Annotated in this window: 15 protein-coding genes; 10 read left to right on the top strand and 5 right to left on the bottom strand. The window is 67.4% G+C overall.

The annotated features are described in order from the left end of the window. The 5 genes from FG323_RS14060 to FG323_RS14080 form a co-directional block, all read left to right on the top strand. Positions 1-408, top strand: a 408-nt coding sequence (locus FG323_RS14060) for a substrate-binding domain-containing protein (RefSeq protein WP_181444244.1), incomplete at its 5' end; no start/stop codon positions are given. A 380-nt stretch (positions 409-788) separates the two neighbouring features. Further along, positions 789-3,806, top strand: a complete 3,018-nt coding sequence (locus FG323_RS14065) for a TonB-dependent receptor (protein WP_141455344.1) — start codon at positions 789-791, stop codon at positions 3,804-3,806. A gap of 85 nt (positions 3,807-3,891) precedes the next feature. Next, positions 3,892-4,599 carry a SapC family protein gene (locus FG323_RS14070; protein WP_141455345.1) on the top strand — a complete coding sequence of 236 codons (708 nt, stop codon included), beginning with the start codon at positions 3,892-3,894 and terminating at the stop codon, positions 4,597-4,599. Next, positions 4,586-5,602, top strand: a complete 1,017-nt coding sequence (locus tag FG323_RS14075; protein WP_181444259.1) for a cupin-like domain-containing protein — start codon at positions 4,586-4,588, stop codon at positions 5,600-5,602. Before FG323_RS14070 ends, FG323_RS14075 begins: the two co-directional genes overlap by 14 nt. 9 nt (positions 5,603-5,611) lie before the next feature. Then, positions 5,612-7,132: a tryptophan halogenase family protein gene (locus FG323_RS14080; protein ID WP_141455347.1), complete on the top strand. Its 1,521-nt coding sequence runs from the start codon at positions 5,612-5,614 to the stop codon at positions 7,130-7,132. Positions 7,133-7,139: 7 nt separating this feature from the next. Here FG323_RS14080 and FG323_RS14085 read toward each other — a convergent pair whose 3' ends face one another. Then, on the bottom strand, positions 7,140-7,382 hold the full coding sequence (locus FG323_RS14085; protein ID WP_141455348.1) for a hypothetical protein: 243 nt from the start codon (positions 7,380-7,382) through the stop codon (positions 7,140-7,142). 56 nt (positions 7,383-7,438) lie between these two features. Next, complete coding sequence (locus FG323_RS14090; protein ID WP_141455349.1) at positions 7,439-9,220, bottom strand: EAL domain-containing protein; 1,782 nt, start codon at positions 9,218-9,220, stop codon at positions 7,439-7,441. A 233-nt stretch (positions 9,221-9,453) separates the two neighbouring features. Between FG323_RS14090 and FG323_RS14095 the strand changes: the two genes are divergently transcribed. Beyond that, positions 9,454-12,090, top strand: a complete 2,637-nt coding sequence (locus tag FG323_RS14095) for a methyl-accepting chemotaxis protein (RefSeq protein ID WP_305000912.1) — start codon at positions 9,454-9,456, stop codon at positions 12,088-12,090. Between the two features lie 72 nt (positions 12,091-12,162). Here FG323_RS14095 and FG323_RS14100 read toward each other — a convergent pair whose 3' ends face one another. Together FG323_RS14100 and FG323_RS14105 are read right to left on the bottom strand one after the other, a co-directional pair. Continuing rightward, entirely contained in the window at positions 12,163-12,945 is a 783-nt protein-coding gene (locus FG323_RS14100) for a LytTR family DNA-binding domain-containing protein (RefSeq protein ID WP_141455350.1), read from the bottom strand. Then, positions 12,942-14,051 carry a histidine kinase gene (locus FG323_RS14105; protein ID WP_141455351.1) on the bottom strand — a complete coding sequence of 370 codons (1,110 nt, stop codon included), beginning with the start codon at positions 14,049-14,051 and terminating at the stop codon, positions 12,942-12,944. Before FG323_RS14105 ends, FG323_RS14100 begins: the two co-directional genes overlap by 4 nt. A 205-nt stretch (positions 14,052-14,256) precedes the next feature. Between FG323_RS14105 and FG323_RS14110 the strand changes: the two genes are divergently transcribed. Continuing rightward, positions 14,257-14,652, top strand: a complete 396-nt coding sequence (locus FG323_RS14110; protein WP_141455352.1) for a hypothetical protein — start codon at positions 14,257-14,259, stop codon at positions 14,650-14,652. Between the two features lie 12 nt (positions 14,653-14,664). On the opposite strand, the gene FG323_RS14115 is transcribed toward FG323_RS14110, so the two are convergent. Beyond that, on the bottom strand, positions 14,665-15,603 hold the full coding sequence (locus tag FG323_RS14115; RefSeq protein WP_141455353.1) for a LysR substrate-binding domain-containing protein: 939 nt from the start codon (positions 15,601-15,603) through the stop codon (positions 14,665-14,667). 96 nt (positions 15,604-15,699) lie between these two features. Between FG323_RS14115 and FG323_RS14120 the strand changes: the two genes are divergently transcribed. From FG323_RS14120 to FG323_RS14130, 3 genes are all read left to right on the top strand, one after another. Continuing rightward, positions 15,700-16,794: a hypothetical protein gene (locus FG323_RS14120; protein ID WP_141455354.1), complete on the top strand. Its 1,095-nt coding sequence runs from the start codon at positions 15,700-15,702 to the stop codon at positions 16,792-16,794. A gap of 12 nt (positions 16,795-16,806) precedes the next feature. Then, positions 16,807-17,691 (top strand): hypothetical protein, encoded by an 885-nt coding sequence (locus FG323_RS14125; RefSeq protein ID WP_255470192.1) that lies wholly within the window; start codon positions 16,807-16,809, stop codon positions 17,689-17,691. Positions 17,692-17,763: 72 nt separating this feature from the next. Beyond that, positions 17,764-19,329 (top strand): EAL domain-containing protein, encoded by a 1,566-nt coding sequence (locus FG323_RS14130; RefSeq protein WP_141455355.1) that lies wholly within the window; start codon positions 17,764-17,766, stop codon positions 19,327-19,329. Positions 19,330-19,363 lie beyond the last annotated feature (34 nt).

The following is a 19,363-nucleotide window of genomic DNA, read 5'->3' on the forward strand; positions in this document are numbered from 1 at the left end:
GCGCTGGAAGCGGCGGGTATCGAGGAAGAACCGGGCCTGGTCGTGCAGGGGAAGTTCTCCTTCGAATCCGGCATCGAAGCCGCGCAGCGCTTGCTGGAGATGGCGCACCCGCCCACGGCCATCTTCGCGGCCAACGACGACATGGCGGCAGGGTGCATCCGGGTTGCCTGCCTGCGCGGACTTCGCGTGCCCGCCGATCTTTCCATCTGCGGATTCGATGACACGCCCATCGCGCGACACATCCATCCCGCCCTGACCACGGTGCGCCAGCCAACGTCGGAAATGGGGCGGCTGGCGACGATGGAACTGCTGGCGCGGATCCGCTCGCCCGATGCTGGGCGGATGGTGCATGTGGAGCACGAAGTGTTGTTCCGGGAATCGACGGGGCGTCCGCCACGCGCGCGCTAGAGCCGTTGTCCGATCAAGTCCGCATCGGACATGCGCAGGACATCGGCAGACAAACCGTGTGTCCAGGCCAGGTGAAACGGCGCCGTGGGCTATGCGCGCGTCTTTTCTCCGGCTGTTTGTGCACACGTGTATAGAAAAAAGCAGATGCGCGTTCCAGCAGAAAAATATCGCATGCCTGACGAGGGGAAAACGATTTCAGTTGCATTGCACAAATGAAAAAATAGCCGAAAACAAGCGGTTTTTTCATCCGAAAAGGAAAAATGACAGAAAAGTTGACAACGCTGTCAATCGAGCGTCCAATTCGGCGCCAACAGAGGTGACAGCTATCGCTTGAGCAAACGCGCGTCGTGCAGTTCGTGAATTTCCGGGGAGGAAGATCCATGAAGCAGGTGCAGTTCGTTCCGAAGAAGAAGCTCCTGACATCGGCACTGCTGCTGGCATTGGCCAGTCCGGCCTGGTCGCAGCAGAACGCGCAGAACCAGGGCGATGCGCAGTCCACGCCACCGCAGGCCGACCCCGCCACGCTCGATACCGTCACGGTCACCGGCATCCGTGGCAGCTTCATGTCGTCGATGAACCTGAAGCGTGATTCGCAGGGCGTGGTCGACGGCATCGTCGCCGAGGATATCGGCAAATTCCCCGACACCAATCTTGCCGAATCCCTGCAGCGGATCAGCGGCGTATCCATCGATCGTTCATTGGGAGAAGGCTCCAAGGTCACCGTGCGCGGCGTGGGACCGGACTTCAACCTCGTGCTGTTGAACGGGCGGCAGATGCCCGGCGCGCTGCTGGGACCGGGCGGCTCGGGCGTTTCCAATTCGCGGGCCTTCGATTTCGCCAACCTGGCTTCCGAAGCGATCAGCGCCATCGAGGTCTACAAGACGGCGCGTTCGGATACGCCCAGTGGCGGCATTGGCGCCACCATCAACATCAAGACGGCGCGTCCGCTCGACAATCCCGGCCTGGTCGCCAGCGTCGGACTCAAGGCGGTCAACGACACCACCGTGGACAATCTGCCCCGTACCTTCAAGGGCGAGTCGATCACCCCGGAGATCTCGGGAATATTCAGCAACACCTTCGCCGACGGGAAGTTCGGCGTGGCGCTGTCGGCCAGCTACCAGGAGCGTGATTTCGGTTTCAGCCAGGCGTCGGTCGCCAACGGCTGGGCCAAGTTCCGTGGCGACGACACCACCAGTTGGAACCGGTTGCCGCAACCGGGCGAGCCCAACTCAGAGCTCATCACCAACCGGCCCGGACCCAACGACGTCTACTCACGCCCGCAGAACACCGGCTACAGCGTCAATGGCGTGCAGCGCCAGCGCACCAACGGCCAGCTCGTCCTGCAATGGGCTCCCACCGACCGGGTGACCACCACGCTGGACTACACCTATTCGGAAAACAAGATCCAGCAGCAACGCAGCGAGCTGTCGGTCTGGTTCAACTACCAGCCGGGCGAGAGTACCTGGACCGATGGTCCGGTATCGGCGCCCACCTCCTACTCCGAGTTCACCTCGGGAACGGCGGACGTGGCGATGGGCGGTGCGCAGTTCGCCACCAAGAGCGAGAACAAGTCGCTTGGCTTCAACGTCGAGTGGGAGGTCAACGACGCGCTGAACCTCGAATTCGACTATCACGACTCCACCGCCGAGACGATGCCGGACAGCCCCTATGGGTCGGCCGGCGTGCTGGCCGCGGCCGCCTTCGTACGCGGCACCACCACCGTCGACTACAGCCGTCCGCTGCCAATCGTGCACATGGAGTTCCCCAATGGTGGAGTGGAACCTTCGCGCGCGCTGGTGACCGGATCGGTCTTCCACAACAGCTACACCAAGTCGGAAGTGGAACAGGGACAGGTCAAGGGACGCTTCAAGTTCGGCGACTACTCCGGGCTGGATTTCGGCGTGGCCTCGACCGAAGTGCAGAACCGCACGGCCTACGGGTACATGCAGCGCGATACCTGGGGCGGCGTGGGCCAGCCTGGCGACTACGACGACGACATCTGGTATGCGGACGACATGTCGCGCTACTTCAGCAGCTTCGACAACCACAGTGATCCGCGCTGGAGCAGCCGGTTCCTGGTGTTCGATTTCGAACGCCTGCGCCAGCGCGCCGCACAGGTCGGCGATGCGAACAATCCGGCCTGCCCGACCTGCTACGTGGCGCCGGACGAGTTCACCCGCGACATGCGCACGACGGAGAAGTCCAAGAGCGCGTTCCTGCAGTGGACCACGACCTGGGACTGGAAGGTGCCCATCCACGCCGCGGTCGGGGTCCGCTACGAAAAGACCGACGTGGAATCCACCGCGCTGGTGCCGATCGGACAGACCATCACCTGGCTGTCCGCCAACGAGATGGTGGTGAACTACGGCGAGGCCGGCTTCACCCAGCTGGAAGGCGACTACGCCTACTGGCTGCCCAATCTCGATCTGCGCGCGGACCTGAGCGACAACATGGTCCTGCGTGCCAGCTACGGCCGGACCATCGGCCGGCCCGGCTGGGAGCAGATCCAGGGCGGCAAGACCATCGCCAACATCGTGCGCGTGGACGGCGGCGACGGCAGCCAGGGCAACCCGGCACTCAAACCGCTGGTGTCGGACAACTTCGACGTTTCATTCGAGTGGTACTACGACGAGGCCAGCTTCGTGTCGGTGGGCTACTTCCGCAAGAACATCGACAACTACATCGGCACCAGCCAGGTCGCCGACACCTCGTTCGGGCTGCATACGCCGGTGGGTGGCACTTACTGGAACAACGCGATCGATGCCGGCTGCCCGGCTACCGACATGGTATGCATCCGCAACTACATCTTCCGCAACCATGACGGCGACCCCGGGGTGACCCACACCGGCACCAACAGCAACGGCGAGGAGACCGGAACCATCGTCGGCCAGCCGGGGGACCCCGTCGCCAGCTTCGACATCACCGTTCCGGCCAACCAGAAATCGGCATCACTGGACGGCTGGGAGTTCAACGTCCAGCACATGATCGAGGACACCGGATTCGGCATCGCCGCCAACTACACCATCGTCAACTCGAGCCTCACCTACGACAACTACAACCTCGGCGAACAGTTCGCGCTGGAAGGCCTCAGCGATTCGTTCAACGTGGTCGGGTTCTACGACAAGGACAAGTGGCAGATACGGCTGGCCTACAACTGGCGCGACAAGTTCCTGTCCAGCCGCTTCGACGGCCAGGGTCCGAACCCGAACTACACCGAGCCCTACGGGCAACTGGATGCCAACGTCAGCTATCAGGTCAACGATCACCTGAGCCTGAGCCTGGAAGGCATCAACCTGACCGACGAAACCCAGCGCGTCCATGGGCGGCACGTGAACCAGGCGTTGTGGGTCACCCAGAACGGGCCGCGCTACATGTTCGGGTTGCGCTACAAGTTCTGAAACGGGACCCATGAACGGCCGGGCCGCCGCCAGCGTGCGGCGACCGGCCTATCATGGGGCCAGCCCGGACAGCATGGTTCCCGCAATGCCCCGATACGCCCTGCTCAACAACATCGATCATCGCGATCTGCGCGTCGACGTCCGTCGCGGCGAGGCACTGGGCGACGCGCTCATGCTGGCACCGATCTTCCCGGCCGAGTTCCGCGCCGTCCAGCCGCATTATCCAATCGTGTTCCAGCGCTTGCAGGACGGTAGCTTCCAGCCGGTGGCGCTGTTCGGGTTCCAGCCGGGGCAGAACCTGTTCCTGGAAGGGGACGATTGGCAGGCGCCCTACCTTCCGCTGTCGGTGGAGCGGCAACCGTTCCTGATCGGCGCCTCGGGCGGGGAACTGCTCATTCATGTGGACCTGGACCATCCCCGCGTCGGCGGGGATGCGGGAGAGGCCGTGTTCCGTGAACATGGCGGAACCACCGACTATCTGGAGCGGGTAAATTCCGTGCTGCTGGCATTGCACGAAGGGCTTGCCGCCAATCCGGCGTTGTCGGCCGCGTTGCTGGCGCATGGCCTTCTGGAATCGTTCGTACTCGATATCGCCCTGGACGATGGCACGCCTTGCCGGCTGGCGGGCTTCCACACGATCCACGAGGAACGCCTGAAAGCGCTGGACGCCGGGGCGCTGGCCAGCCTGCATGCCGCCGGCCACCTGGAAGCGATCTACATGGCAATTGCCTCGCTCTCCAATTTCCGCGGCCTCATTGCCAGGCTCAACCGCCGCCATGCTGCCCACCGCTGAACCCATCGAGGAGATTACCGGCGTCGATCCGCACGCGTTGCCGGCCCGCTTGCTGGAATCCTCACGCCCGCGGGTCATGCGCGGACTGGTTGCCCATTGGCCGATGGTCCAGGCAGCGCGGCGCTCGACGGAGGAGGCGATCGCGTATCTGAAGGGATTCGAACGTCCCGGTGCGCCGCCGGTGGTGGCGACGGTGGGGCCTCCGGATATCCGGGGTCGCTTCTTCTATGACGCCGATCTGCAGGGTTTCAACTTCCGCCAGGAGAAAGTCCCACTGGGCGTGGCGCTGGACACGCTGCGCAAGTACCTGCCGGATCCGGCACCGCCGGCCATCTATGTCGCCTCCACCACCCTCGATACCTGGCTGCCCGGGTTTCGCGGACACAACGATCTCCGGCTTGGGGAGCACGAGGCGCTCGCGAGCATCTGGATCGGCAACCGGACCCGCATCGCCGCGCACCAGGACGTGCCCGACAACCTGGCCTGCGTCGTCGCCGGCCGGCGACGCGTCACCCTGTTTCCGCCGGATCAGCTCGCGAACCTGTACGTGGGGCCACTCGATTTCACCCCGGCGGGACAGCCGATCAGCCTGGTCGATTTCGCCGCGCCCGATCTGGAGCGCCACCCGCGTTTCGCCGAGGCGTGGAAGCACGCGCGGGTGGCCGAACTGGCGCCCGGCGACGCGGTGCTGATTCCCTCGATGTGGTGGCACCACATGGAGGGACTGGAACCTTTCAACGTGCTGGTCAACTACTGGTGGCGGCAATCGCCGGCCTGGATGGACACGCCGATGAACGCGCTGATGCTGGCGCTGATGACGGTGCGCGATCTTCCGCCTGAACAGCGTGCCATCTGGCGAGACGTGTTCGATCACTACGTGTTCGTGCCTGGCGAGGCCACCGCCGACCACATGCCGGAAGCGGCCCGCCGCGTGCTCGGGCCGATGGACGAGAACCGGGTGCGCGAGTTGCGCGCGCGATTGCTGAAACGACTCAACCGCTGAGGAAAATCCATGTCGCAGGCCGAAGGCATCAACGGAAAAACCGTCAGGCGGGTGGTCATCGCCGGCGGCGGCACGGCGGGCTGGATGGCGGCGGCGGCGCTGTCGCGGATGCTGGGCAAGGTCCTGGACATCACCCTGGTGGAATCGGAGGAGATCGGGACGGTCGGCGTCGGCGAGGCCACCATTCCCACGCTCGTGACGTTCCATCGCCTGCTGGAGATCAACGAGCAGGAGTTCATGGCCGCGACCCAGGGCACGATCAAGCTCGGCATTTCCTTCGAAGGATGGCGCGAAGTCGGGCATCGCTACATCCACTCGTTCGGCGTCACCGGGCGCGATCACTGGATGGCGAATTTCCACCACTTCTGGATGCGTGCCCATGCGCTGGGACTCGCCGGGAGCTACGACGACTATTGCATCGAACTGAAGGCGGCGCTGGAGGACCGGTTCGCGCACCTGCCGCGCTACCAGATGAACTACGCCTACCACCTGGACGCCAGCCTGTACGCGCGCTTCCTGCGCCGGTTCAGCGAGGGCTACGGGGTTCGCAGGGTGGAAGGCAAGATCGCGGACGTGCAGATCGACGGGGCATCGGGCTGCATCGACGCGCTGCGCCTTGAAAATGGCGACGTGATCGAAGGCGACCTGTTCGTGGACTGCACCGGCTTCCGCGCGCTCCTGATCGGCAAGGCGCTCAACGTCGGATTCACCGACTGGTCGCACTGGTTGCTCAACGACAGCGCGCTGGCCACCCAGACCACTGCCGTGCGCGACGCGGTGCCGTACACGCGAGCGATCGCCGGCAGGGCCGGTTGGCAGTGGCGGATTCCCCTGCAGCATCGCGTGGGCAACGGCATTGTTTATTCCAGCCGTTTCATCAGTGACGAAGAGGCGCGCGAGGAGTTCCTGTCCAGCCTGGAAGGGGAGATCATCAAGCAGCCCTGGCCGGTCCGGTTCCGGCCCGGCCAGCGGCACAAGTGCTGGAGCCGGAACTGCGTGGCGCTCGGGCTGGCGGGCAGCTTCATCGAGCCGCTGGAATCCACCACCATCCACCTGATCCAGCGCGGCATCCTGCGCCTGCTGCACGCGTTTCCGCATGTCATCACCCAGGAAGCCATCGACGACTACAACGCGCGCCTGGACGCGGAACTGCAGCACGTCCGGGATTTCGTCGTCCTGCACTACCATGCGACCCGGCGGAGGGATACGCCCTACTGGCGTACGGTCGGGACGATGGAGCTGCCGCCGTCGCTGCAGCGGCGGATCGACCTGTTCCGCGAAACGGGGAATGTCTACCACGTGCCGACGGAACTGTTCGCGGAGAATTCCTGGATCCAGGTGATGACCGGGCAGGGCATCGTGCCGAAGCGCCATCACCCGCTGGCCGATGTGATGGGCGAAGCCGAACTGGCCCGTTTCATGCGTGAAATCCGGGAAGGCGTGAACGCCACGGTGCGCCAGCTGCCTGCGCACATGGACTATCTTCGCGGCTATTGTCCCGGCGAGCGCCCGCAGGCCCTGCCGGCCTGAACAGTGGTCAGAGACGGTAGTGGCTGGCCGGCGGCTGGAAGCGGCTGTTCTGGTCCGCCGGCAGCATCAGCCCGGCGCCGAGTTCGACCAGGCGCGACCAGATGTAGGGTTGCAGGTCCACCGATGCGCCGGTGTAGACGCGGGTCCATAGATCGTCGAGGAATTCCTGCGCGGGCTGGCGCACGAGGCCGCGCGCCAGCCGGTCGCTGGCGGCATCCAGGGCAATCCGGATTTCGGCCAAGGTCTCCATGCGGCGGACTATACGAGGGCCGCGTTCTGATTGTGTGACAGCCGGCGCGGGCGATCCTATTCCGTGACCGGTTCCGCGATTGACGCCCCGTGCAGGCCCAGGCCGTGCCGCTTGGCATGGCGTTTGGCGGCGGCGGCGTCGGAGGCGACCTGCTCGGCGCTGTCGTAGCGGGCCGGATCCACCTGGACCACGCCGATGGTCAGGGTGGTCAGCGGGAAGGTGGTATAGCGGCCGCTGCGGTCCTCGCTTTCCAGCACGCCGCGGGCCAGGTCCGGTTCGTCGAACAGCGCCCGCGAGGCCGCGTTGAAGTCGGCGATGATGTCGCGGCAGCGCCGTTCCCAATCCTCGCTCTGCAACAGCACCACGAAATCGTCGCCGCCGACATGGCCGACGAAATCCATGCTCGGCTGCACGTGCTTGAGCAGGGTGGAGGCGACCAGCCGGATCATGCGATCGCCGCGGAAGTAGCCGTACTGATCGTTGTACGGCTTGAAGCTGTTGAGATCGCAGTACGCCGCGACGAAGGGGCGGCCGGTTTCGAGCAGGCGGCCGATGTGCTCGGAGATGGGGATGTTGCCGGGCAGCAGGGTCAGCGGATTGGCGTAGCGCGCGGCCTCGATGCGCAGTTCGGTCACCCGCCGCACCAGCGCTTCGCCGGTGCCCACGCCCAGGTAGCGCCCGTCGCGGGTGATGATGAAGCCATCCGACAGGTAGCGCTGGTCCTCGCCCAGCAGGATCTCCGACATCGCGTCGATGCTCTGGCCGACGTCGCAGACGATCGGCGAGGCGTGCATCAGCAGCACGCAGGACTTGCGGCCGTCGAGTTCGCGCGCGAACGGTACCGCCATGCGCTCGTTGAACACCCGTCGGTTGATCAGGCCCAATGGCTGGCCGTGAAGATCCACCACCGGCAACGACGGCAAATCGGGATGGTTGCGGAACAGCTGCTCGGCGTCGAAGTTGCTGGCCTCGTCGGTCAGCGACGGCGCATCGATCAGCAGGTGCGCGGCGGTGACCCCGCGGAAATCGGAGGCGCGCCGGGCGCGCGGCCACACCGGCAGCTTCTCGAAGCGCGCTTCGCGGACTTCCTCCGGCACCGCCAGCGCCACCTCGCTGGCCGGGCGTCCGAGCAGGTAGCCCTGCGCATAGGGAATGCCGAGGTCCTTGATGATGGCCAGATCCTGCAGCCGTTCCACGCCTTCGGCGATCAGCTCCGCGCCGAGGCTCTCGGCCACCTGCACCAACGAGCGGACGATGCTCAGCCGGCCCGGGCTGTCGGCGATGTGATGGATCAGGTAGCGATCGAGCTTGACGTATTCCGGCGACAGCTCGTGCCAGAGCTCGAAGTTGGAATGGCCGTTGCCGAAGTCGTCCAGGGCGATGCGAATGCCGGCCGCGCGCAGGTAGCCCAGCGCGTCGGCCAGCCGGCCGACGTCCTCGACGATGTCGCGCTCGGTAATCTCGATGACGAAGCGACCCAGGTCGCGGCCGGCCGATAGCAGCACCTCGATGACCTGCTGCGGGCGCAGCGCGCCCTGAAGGATCGCGTGGGCGCTCAGGTTGACGAGCAGGCGGCCGCCGCGATCGAAGTCGAAACCGCGCGCCAGCGTGCCGGCGGCGACGGTTTCCAACTCGCCCAGGCGGCCGGCGGCGCGCGCGCGATCCAGCAGCTCCAGCGGCGAACAGGTGCGGCCGGCGATGCGCATCAGCCCCTCGTGCGCGACCACCTTGTTGTCCTCCAGCCGTACTACGGGCTGGAACGCCGCCAGCAGTTCGCGGCCGCGCAGGACCGTGTCCAGCAACGGATCTGACGAGACGACGGAATCGGGTATGCACATGGGGCCGCGAACCTAGCGTGCCTGTATGACAGTTCCGAGACGCGGCTGATGACGTTCCGTCATCTGCATGCGGCGCTTCGACATGGCGGTGATTGCGCGACGTCATCGCGGTGTCGCATGCGCCGGGTAAAACATCGCGGCCGCCGATGCCGTGCGCGAGCGGCATGAAAACCAGCGCTAAAGTCCGGCAAAAAACGGCCGATACCGATGCAGAATTCTGCCCGGAGTCCGCCATGCCGACCGCCTTCCTCCCGCCTTTCTCCTGGAAGCGCCCGTTCCCCCGACGCCTTTCCTTCCACGACACCCGCGCCGTGCTGGCGCGGTGGCTGGGCCGGATGACGATTGCCGGCAAGCTGCGCCTGTGCGCGTGGGTGGCCGGCGCGGGATTGTCGCTGATCGCGCTGTCGTACTGGCAGGCCAGCGCCGGGCAGGCGCGCGCCGCCGCCAGCTTCCAGGCGCAGCAGGGTTACGGCGCGCTGCTCGCCGCGCTGGAACGGCAGGTCGAGCAGACCCGGCGATTGCAGACGGTCTATGCGACCCGCCTGGACAGCGCCGACCGCGATGCCCTGCGGCAGGCGCAGCAGCGCCTGCGTCGCGACCTGGAACGACTGCGCAAGCATCCGGCCGGCGCGGCGGACAGGAAACTGCTGGACGCGGCCGCCGGCCGCATCGACGAGTTCGCCGCCGGCATCGATGCGCTGAATACGCGGGTGGACGAGATGGGACAGGGCGACGCCAGCCTGTCCGCGACCTTGCGCGGTGCCGGCCAGGCGCTGGAAGAGGCAGTGCAGGCCGAACAGGTCGCGACGCTGGACGCCCCGATGCAACGGATGCGCCGTTTCGAGAGCGAATTCCTGCGCAGCGGCGATTCCGCATTGGCGGACCGGGTCAGCGAGGAGAAGCTGCCGTTCGAACTGGCGCTGTCGGCGAGCCGCATCGACGAGGTTCGGCGCGACGAGCTTCGCCAGCAGGCGGAGGCTTACCAGGCGGCACTGCTGGCGTATACCGCCGCGCGGGTCGGACTGGACGTGGAAATTTCGTCGCTGGAAGACACCGCCGCCGCCATCGCGCCGGCGCTGGCGGATCTGGAGCAGGCCCGCGAACGCGGGCTGGCCGTCGCGGCGCGCCAGCAGCGCTCGCAACGGATCGGCATGGCGGTATTGTTCGTCGTCACGCTGGCCGGCGTGGCGCTGGTGTTGGGCGGCGTGCTGTGGGCGGTGCGGCGGGCGGTGCGCCGGCCGCTGGCCGAAGCCGCCGAAGTGGCGGGCGCCATCGCCGACGACCGCCTCGACACGGTCGTGCGGGTCGACAATCCGCATGATGAAATCGGCCAGCTGATGACGTCGCTGGCGCACATGCAGGCCCGCCTGCGCGAACGCATCGACGGCGAACGCGCGGCGGCCCGCGAGAACGCGCGCATCCGCCAGGCGATGGACCACGCGCATGCGGGATTGATGGTGCTCGCCGCCGACGGCACGATCGCTTTCGCCAACCACGGTCTGCGCGAGGCGCTGGCGGGTCACGGCATCGTCGCGCCGGACGGCCAGCCACTGGAACGGCTGGACGACGCGCTGGCGCCGGTGGCACGGCGCATCCGGGACGAGGAGGCGGGTTTCGAGCAGACCGTCGCGCTGGGTGGGGAAGACTATCTGCTGGTCGCGAGCCCGATCCGGATCGATGGCGAGCGGATGGGTGCCACCCTGGAATGGAAGAGCCTGGCGATGGAGAAGATGGTGGAGCGCGAGATCACCGCGCTGCTGCGCGCGGCGGCGGAGGGCGACCTCGCCTGCCGCATCGAGGTGTCCGGCAAGCAGGGCTACCTGCAACCGTTGGCGCACAGCATCAACGCGCTGTTCGAGGTCCTGCAGGGCAATCTGTCCAGACTCCAATACGTGTTGTCCGCGCTCTCGCGGGGCGACCTGACGGTACGCATGGACGGCGACTTCCACGGCGTGTTCGCCCGCATGCGCGACGACGCCAACGCCACCGTCGCCCAGCTCACCGACATCGTCTCCCGCATCCAGGACGCCTCCACCGCCATCAACACCGCCGCCGGCGAGATTGCCTCCGGCAACGCCGACCTGTCCCGCCGCACCGAACAACAAGCCGCCAACCTGGAGGAAACCGCCGCCTCCATGGAGGAACTGACCTCCACCGTGCGCCAGAACGCCGACTCGGCCCGCCAGGCCAACCAGCTGGCCATCGGCGCGGCTTCCGTCGCCTCCCAGGGCGGCAACGTCGTCGGCCAGGTCGTCACCACCATGCGCGACATCGAAGCGGCCTCGCGCAAGATTGCCGAAATCATCGCCGTCATCGACGGCATCGCCTTCCAGACCAACATCCTGGCCCTCAATGCAGCGGTGGAAGCGGCCCGTGCCGGCGAACAGGGCCGCGGCTTCGCGGTGGTGGCCTCGGAGGTGCGTACCCTGGCCCAGCGCAGCGCCAACGCGGCCAAGGAAATCAAGGGCCTGATTGAGGCCTCGGTGGACCAGGTGGCCACCGGCTCTTCGCTGGTCAACCAGGCCGGCGCGACCATGGGTGAAATCGTCGCCTCGGTCCAGCGGGTCACCGACATCATGGCCGAAATCGCCGCCGCCTCGCAGGAACAGTCCGCCGGCATCGAGCAGGTCAACCAGACCATCACCCAGATGGACGAGACCACCCAGCAGAACGCCGCCCTGGTCGAGGAAGCCTCCGCCGCCGCCCGCAGCATGGAGCAACAAGCGCAGAGCCTCGCCGAGGCCGTCGACGTGTTCGTCATCGAGGACAACGCGGCAGGCGCGCCGTCGCCGGCGCGGGCTTCCCGCATCCTCTCCGCGCCCGTGAAGCGCGCGCGATCGGAGGGCGCTCCTGTCCGCAAGGCAGGATAGAGGGGAACGCCGTTGCCGGAGGGAACATCTCGCGCCCCGCCATCCCGGACCAAAAAAGCCCGCGGTCTGCGCTCAGCGCTCCGCCTGGCGCGTGGTCACCAGCCGCAGGAAGGCTTCGTGCTGGTAGCGGCTCATGCGCAGTTCCTGGCCGGTGTCCAGGGTGACCACGTGGTGGCCGTTGAACCAGGGATGGATCGCCTTGACCCGGCGCACGTTGATGATCGCCGAACGGTGGATGCGGGCGAAGTGGCGCGGGTCCAGTCGCTCGGCCAGCGCCGCCATGGTTTCGCGCAGCTCATGCACGCGATCGGCCAGATGCAGTTCCACCGTATTGCGGTTGGCCTTGATCCAGACGATGTCGTCCACCGGCACCAGCACCACGTGTTCGTCCACGCGCACCGGAATCCGTTGCAGCCAGGCGTCGCGCTGGCGCAACTCCTCCAGCGCCTGCAGGATCCGCCGGGACTCGCCGTCGCGCGGACCGCGATCGGCCGAAAGCCGATCCTTGGCGCGCGCGAGCGTCGCCGCGAAGCGCTCGCGGCTGAACGGCTTGACCAGGTAATCCACCGCATTGGCCTCGAAGGCCTTGACCGCGTACTGCTCGTAGGCGGTGACGAACACCATCGCCGGCATCCGCGCCTGGCCGATCGCGTCGACCACCTCGATGCCCGTCATCGCCGGCATCTGGATGTCCAGGAACACCAGATCCGGTGACTGCGCGCGGATCGCCGCCAGCGCCGAGGCGCCGTCGCCGCATTCGCCCAGCAGTTCGATGTCCGGATCGGTGCGCAGGTGGCGCACGATCGCATGGCGCGCGATTGGCTCGTCGTCGACCACCAGCACGCCGATGCTCATGCCGGCACGTGCTCCGGGACGTCGTCCAGTTCCTCCAGCAGCCGGTAGGGCAGGCGGATGCGGCAGGCCACGCCCTGCGGCCAGATCATGTCCAGGCGCAGATCGGCGCCCTCGCCGTACAGTTCGCGCAGGCGCAGGCGGGTGTTGGACAGGCCGATGCCATGGCCGCCCGGGCTGCCGCCTTCCTCCAGCACGCTGTTGCCGTTGCGCACTTCGAGCAGCAGGTGTTCGCCCTCGCGCCGCGCCTCGATCTCGATGCGGTCGCCGCCCACGCGTTGGCCGATGCCATGGCGGATGGCGTTCTCGACGATCGGCTGAAGCAGCAGGCTGGGCACGGCGCAATCGAGCAGATCCGGAGCGATATAGATCTGGGTGGTCAGGCGATCGCCGTAGCGCTTGCGCTGGATGCCCAGGTACAGATCCAGCAGCGCCAGTTCGCGCCGCAGGGTGATCTCTTGGCCGTCGTAGTCTTCCAGGAACGCGCGCAGCAGATCGCTCAGCCGCAGCAGCATGTCCTCGGCGCTGACCTTGTCCTCGTCCAGCAGGGTGACGATGGCATGCAGCGTGTTGAACAGGAAGTGCGGCTGCAACTGGGTCTTCAGCACCTGCAGGCGCGACTGCGCCAGTTCGGTGGCCAGCTGGCTGGCCTCCAGTTCGCGGCGGGCCTTCTCGGCCTGGAAGCGCAACGAATGCTGGATGGCCACCAGCGCGCAGTAGGTCACCACGCCGATGGTGATGTACTTGGTGAAGAACTGGGCGAGCTGCTCGCCGAAGGAACTGGGTTCGAAGAAGGTGGAGATGAAGGCACCGGCCACCATCGACAGAAAGGTCAAGCCGCTGGCCGCGAACAGATGGAAGAGCAGTGGCCCGGCGCGATACGGCGGCTGCACGGGGTGGCGTTCGGCCAGGCGGAACACCCACGGCGCCAGCGCGGCCCAGATGTACCAGACGATGACCGACCAGCGCACGTAATCCGTGAGCGCCCACAGGTGGCCGGAGGCGAGGTCGTCAATGATGCCCTGCACGATGAATACAAAAGTCACCGGCAGCCACAGGGCCAGGTAGCGGGCCAGGCCGATTTCGATGGTTCCCAGACGAATCTTCATGCGGCGGTCGCGGTGGGTCGGTGGCGGGTGGGGCAGGGCATCCTAAGCGCACTTCCGCGCAAAGAAAAAGCAAGGGCCCGCCCACTACGATTGGGAATCCGGCCACGACGATTCGTCCCGACTCCGTTGCCGGGAGTGCGCGGGACGTCGCCTGATGCTTGCGACGGCGGCCATGACGGCGGCCGGTTGCCCTGGAGAGTTCGTCATGCGTCAGCGTCCTTGCTTCCCGATTGCCGCGCTGGTCGCGGTACTGATGGTCCTTCCCGCCGCACGCGCGGACGCGGCGGAACCTCCCGCATCCGCCGGCATCCGTTATCTGGCATTGGTCAATCGCGCCCACGACAGCATCGATCGGCTGGAAGTGGCCGAACCCGGCAGCGGCCGGTTCCAGGACGTGGCCCTGGGCGAAGCGGTGCGGGGCGGCGGCGACTCCTCGACCGTGGAGCTGCACGGCGTCGGTTGCCGCTACGACGTGCGCTTCACCTTCCGCACCGGCCAGAAGATGGTCTACGAGAACGTCGACATCTGCGGCCTGCAGGCGCTGCGCGTGCAGCGGCCGCCGCGGGACCAACTGGATCTGCGCCAGGCGACCACGCCCTGACGGGGCGCGCGGTCAGGCGACCGGAACCCGTGCCGCGCGCAGCCAGCCGCGCGCGCGCTCGCGCGCCCGTGCCGCTTCACCTTCCAGCCACTCGCCGAAGCAGGCGATCTTGCGACTGGCGTGGCGCGCCACCGGATAGGTGAACCAGAACGTGCGACCGTCGCCGGCAACGTGCGGATGCGCGGGCACCAGCCGGCCGGCGGCGATTTCGTCATGGAACAGCAGCGGCGAGCCGATCGCGATGCCCTGGCCGGCGATGGCCGCGGCGATGTCCAGGTGTTCGGCGGACAACTGGGTGGCGAAACGTTCGGGCGGCGCATGCGTGTCGTTGCCGAGGCTGCGGAACCATAACGCCCACCAGTCCGGCCGGCCCAGCAGCGGCACCGGCAGGGCGTGCCCGGGTTGGGCGAGGCCGATGGCGGCGGCCTCCAGCGCCGGCGCGCACAACGGCATGAAGATGCTCGGGAACAGTTCGATTGCGCGCAGGCCGGGCCACTGCCCGTGGCCGTTGCGGATCGCCGCGTCGAAACGGCCACCCGCCAGATCCTCGGCGGTGGCCGACAGATCCAGTTCGATCGCGATGTCCGGATGGCGCTGGCGGAAGCCACCGAGTTTCGGCGTCAGCCAGCTGGCGCCCAGGGTCGGCAGGGTGGTCAGGGACAGCCGCGACTCGTTGACCGCAGCGGCGCGGATGAAGCTGGCGCGCAGCGCGGCGAATGCGCGGATGGCCTCCTGCGCGACGATTTCGCCGGATTCGGTCAGCTGCACCCGGTTGGCGCCGCGCAGGAACAGCGGCGCGCCGATCTGCTGTTCCAGCCGGCGCACGTGGTAGCTCACCGAGGCGGCGGTGGTGTCCAGTTCCTCGGCCGCGCGCGCGAAACTGCCCGACCGCGCGGCCGCCTCGAAGGCGCGGATGGCAGCAAGCGAAGGGAAGCGGTGTTCACCGACCATAAGTGCGGCTTAGTCTGGGCACCGATGTTCGCGTGGTCAACGTGCGGGCCGGGGCGGCAGCATGGCGGTGAACCTCACTCCACCGCCGGGTCCGCCATGCCGATTGCTCCCTCCGCCGACACCGATTCCGGTCGCCGCCGCCTGCTGATGGCCTTCGCCGCTGGCGCGGCCGCCGCGCTGCCTTGGCCGGTCCCGACGATGGCGATGGCGGGGAACCCGGTGGCGGCAACCGATCCGCGCGCGGATTGGCGCTGGCTGATCGGCAACTGGAACGTTCGTCACCGGCGCCTGAAGGAGCGTCTGGCCGGCAGCGACGAGTGGGAGTCGTTTGCCGGCCGCGGCGCGGTATGGTCGACCCTGGATGGACTCGGCACGATCGACGACAACCAGATGGACTTGCCCGGCGGCAGCTATCACGGCATGAGCATCCGCGCGTTCGATCCGGCCACACGCCAGTGGGCAATCTGGTGGCTGGATGCGCGCAATCCCACCCGCATCGACCCGCCGGTGCGCGGTGGTTTCGCCGGCGACGACGGCACCTTCCTCGGGCGCGACACCCTGCGCGGCCAACCGATCCTCATGCGTTTCCGCTGGCACGACATCCACGGCCCGCGGCCGTGGTGGGAACAGGCGTTCTCGGGCGACGAGGGCGCCAGCTGGGAGGTCAACTGGCGCAACTGGTTCACCCGCACGGCTGCCGAACCCACACCGCTGCCGCGACTGCCGCAGGCGCCGGACGACTGGCACTTCCTGGCCGGGCAATGGCGGGTGCGACACCGGCGCCGCCCGCGGTTGTCGCGGGCCGAGGACTGGGACGAGTTCGATGGCACCTTCCACAACTGGCCGGTGCTGGGCGGGTTCGGCAACGTCGGCGACAACCTGATGCGGATGCCCGGTGGCGACGTGCGCGGGATGGGTATCCGCGCGTTCGACCCGGTGCGCGGGGAATGGTCGAGCTGGTGGCTCGACGGACGCACGCCGGATCGCATCGGCGCGCCGCTGCGCGGCCGGATCTGCAACGGCGAGCGCGTGTTCACCGGCGAGGAGGTGGTCGACGGACAAGTGATCCGCACGCGGGTGATCTGGTCGCGGATCACGCCGCGCTCGGCGCGCTGGGAACAGGCCAGTTCCCGCGATGGCGGGACGAGCTGGAACACCGACTGGATCAGCGACTTCACCCGGAACGGCTAGAGGATCGTGATGATGATGCGATACATGGCGCTGATTCTCGGGATGATGGCGGCCGACGCTGCGGGCGATCGGCCGATGTGGGTGACCGGCGCGGTCGAGCGCTTCGCGCCGGGTGAGGTGTCCACCTCCTACAGCGAGGTGCGCCTGACCCTCAGTCCGGATGGCGATACCGCGGTGTGGTTCAGCCGGGATCGGCCCGGCGGCGCGGGCGGTTACGATCTGTGGATGTCGCGACGGAAAGCGGGCAGGTGGTCGCCGCCGACACCAGTGCCGTTCAACACCACGGGCCGCGATTTCGATCCGGCGTTCTCGGCGGACGGACGCCAGCTGTACTTCTGTTCGGATCGACCCGGCGGCGCCGGTGGCGACGACCTGTACCGGGTGGCGGTACGCGGCGACGCTTTCGGCGAGGTGGAATGGCTGGGGCCGGCGGTGAACAGCGCCGGCAACGAGTTCGCGCCGATGTTGTCGCCGGATGGCGAAAGGCTGCTGTTCTCCAGCGATCGCGCGGGTGGCGCGGGGCGGCAGGATCTGTATGTCGCCGAACGGCGCGGCGCGGGGTTTGCAAGCGCCGAATCCCTGCCGGGCGGCATCAACACCGATGCCGATGAATTCGACGCCACCTTCCTGGATGACGGGACGACGATTGTGTTCACGCGCGCGGGTGATCTGCGTCGCGATCGCGTGGACCTGTTCGTGGCCGCGGTCGACGCCGCCGGCGCCGGCTACGACGCCGGCCATCGCCTGGCGGATGGCTTGAACCATCCGCGCTACGACAGCTATGCGCCGATGCTGGACTGGTCGCGGCCCCGGCACCTGCTGTTTTCCGGCCAGCGCGACGCCGCCGGCGGCATGGACGTGTTCCGGGTGGCCTATGTGCTGCCCGGGGCGAAGTGACGGACGGCCGGACGGTTGGCAGGTGCGCGGGGGCGGCCTAACCTGTCGCCTTCGCCGCAACCGGAAGGCCGCATGTACAGGGAACGTGTGTTGCTGCTGGGCGTGTCACTGGCGGTGTTCGCCAGCCTGGGCGCACTGGGCGGAATGGGCTACCTGAGCTGGCAATCCGGCCTGCGCCAGGAACAGGCACATCTGCAGCGCTACGCGGCCGGCGCGATCGAGCGCACCCGCGATGCCTTCACCGAAATCGAGGATGCGTTCGACACCCTTTCCGGCTCGAACGCGGTGCCGTGTTCGCCGCGGCACATCGAGGAACTGCGCCGGGCCACGCTCGATACGCGTTCGGCCGAGGACGTGGCGTATTTCCGGGACGGCCGGCTGCTTTGCAGTTCCTGGGGCGCACTGCGTGGACACATCCCGCGCGCGGCGAGCGACTTCACCACCGGCGATGGCATCGGCGTCAGCACGCAGGTGCAGCCGCACATCCGCGACGCGCCGTCCATGCTGGTGCTGCATCGCGGCGGCTACAGCGCGCTGGTCAATCCAGCACGGCTGGTGGACGTGCTGGCCGACGACGATGTGCGGATCGCGGTGTATGCGCCGGGCGGCGCTTCGATCACGGCCAATACGCCGGCCGCTTCCGGGTTGCCGGCGCGCGCGGGGGCGGGCGCATCACGCGGCATCCGCGCCGGCCAACTGTACGGCACGGCCACGCAGGACGGTTGGCGCGCGGTGGCGGTCCGGCCGCTGGCGGGGATTTCCGATCACCTGCGCGAAGAACAACTGAAGCTGCTGCCCCTGGCGCTGGTGCTGGTGGCCGCGCTGGTGGCGCTGTCGGTCTGGCTGATCCGCCAGCGGCTGTCGCCCCTGGCGGAACTGGAACGCGGGATTCGCCGGCGCCAGTTTCTCGTGCATTACCAGCCCATCATCGAACTGCGCACCGGCGCGTGCGTCGGCGCCGAGGCGCTGGTGCGCTGGCGTCGCGAGGGCGAGTTGGTGCCGCCGAACGAATTCATACCGCTGGCCGAGGAGAGCGGCCTGATCGCACCACTCACCGATCAGGTGCTGGACGGGATCATCGGTGATTTGGAAGCGGAGCTGGCGCGGGATAGTTCGCTGCACATCGCCATCAACCTGAGCGCGCAGGACATCCGCAGCGGGCGTTTCCTGGACGTGGTCCGCGAGGCACTGCCGCGCACCCGGATCCGGCCGGAACAGATCTGGCTGGAAGCCACCGAGCGCGGCTTCATCGACATCGAGGCCGCCAGGCTCACCCTGGGCGAGGCACGCGAAGCGGGCCATTCGGTGGCCATCGATGATTTCGGTACCGGCTACTCCAGCCTGCGCCATCTCCAGGATCTGCCGCTGGACGCGTTGAAGATCGACAAATCGTTCGTCGATACCATCGGCCTGGACACCGCCACCAGCCTGGTTACCGCGCACATCGTCGAGATGGCGCAGGAACTGGACCTGCGCATCGTCGCCGAAGGCGTCGAGACCCAGGCGCAATTGGACTATCTGAAGGCGCGTGGGGTGGATTACGCGCAGGGCTGGCTGTTCTCGCGGCCGCTGCCGGCAGCGGATTTCATCGCGTTCCTGCGGCGCTCGCGCGCGATGCAGGGCGCGGGTCCGGAGTGATCCGCCACTCAGAGCGCTGAAGCGGCGCCGCCCC

The organism is Pseudoxanthomonas sp. z9 (assembly GCF_006542425.1).
GTDB lineage: Bacteria > Pseudomonadota > Gammaproteobacteria > Xanthomonadales > Xanthomonadaceae > Pseudoxanthomonas_A.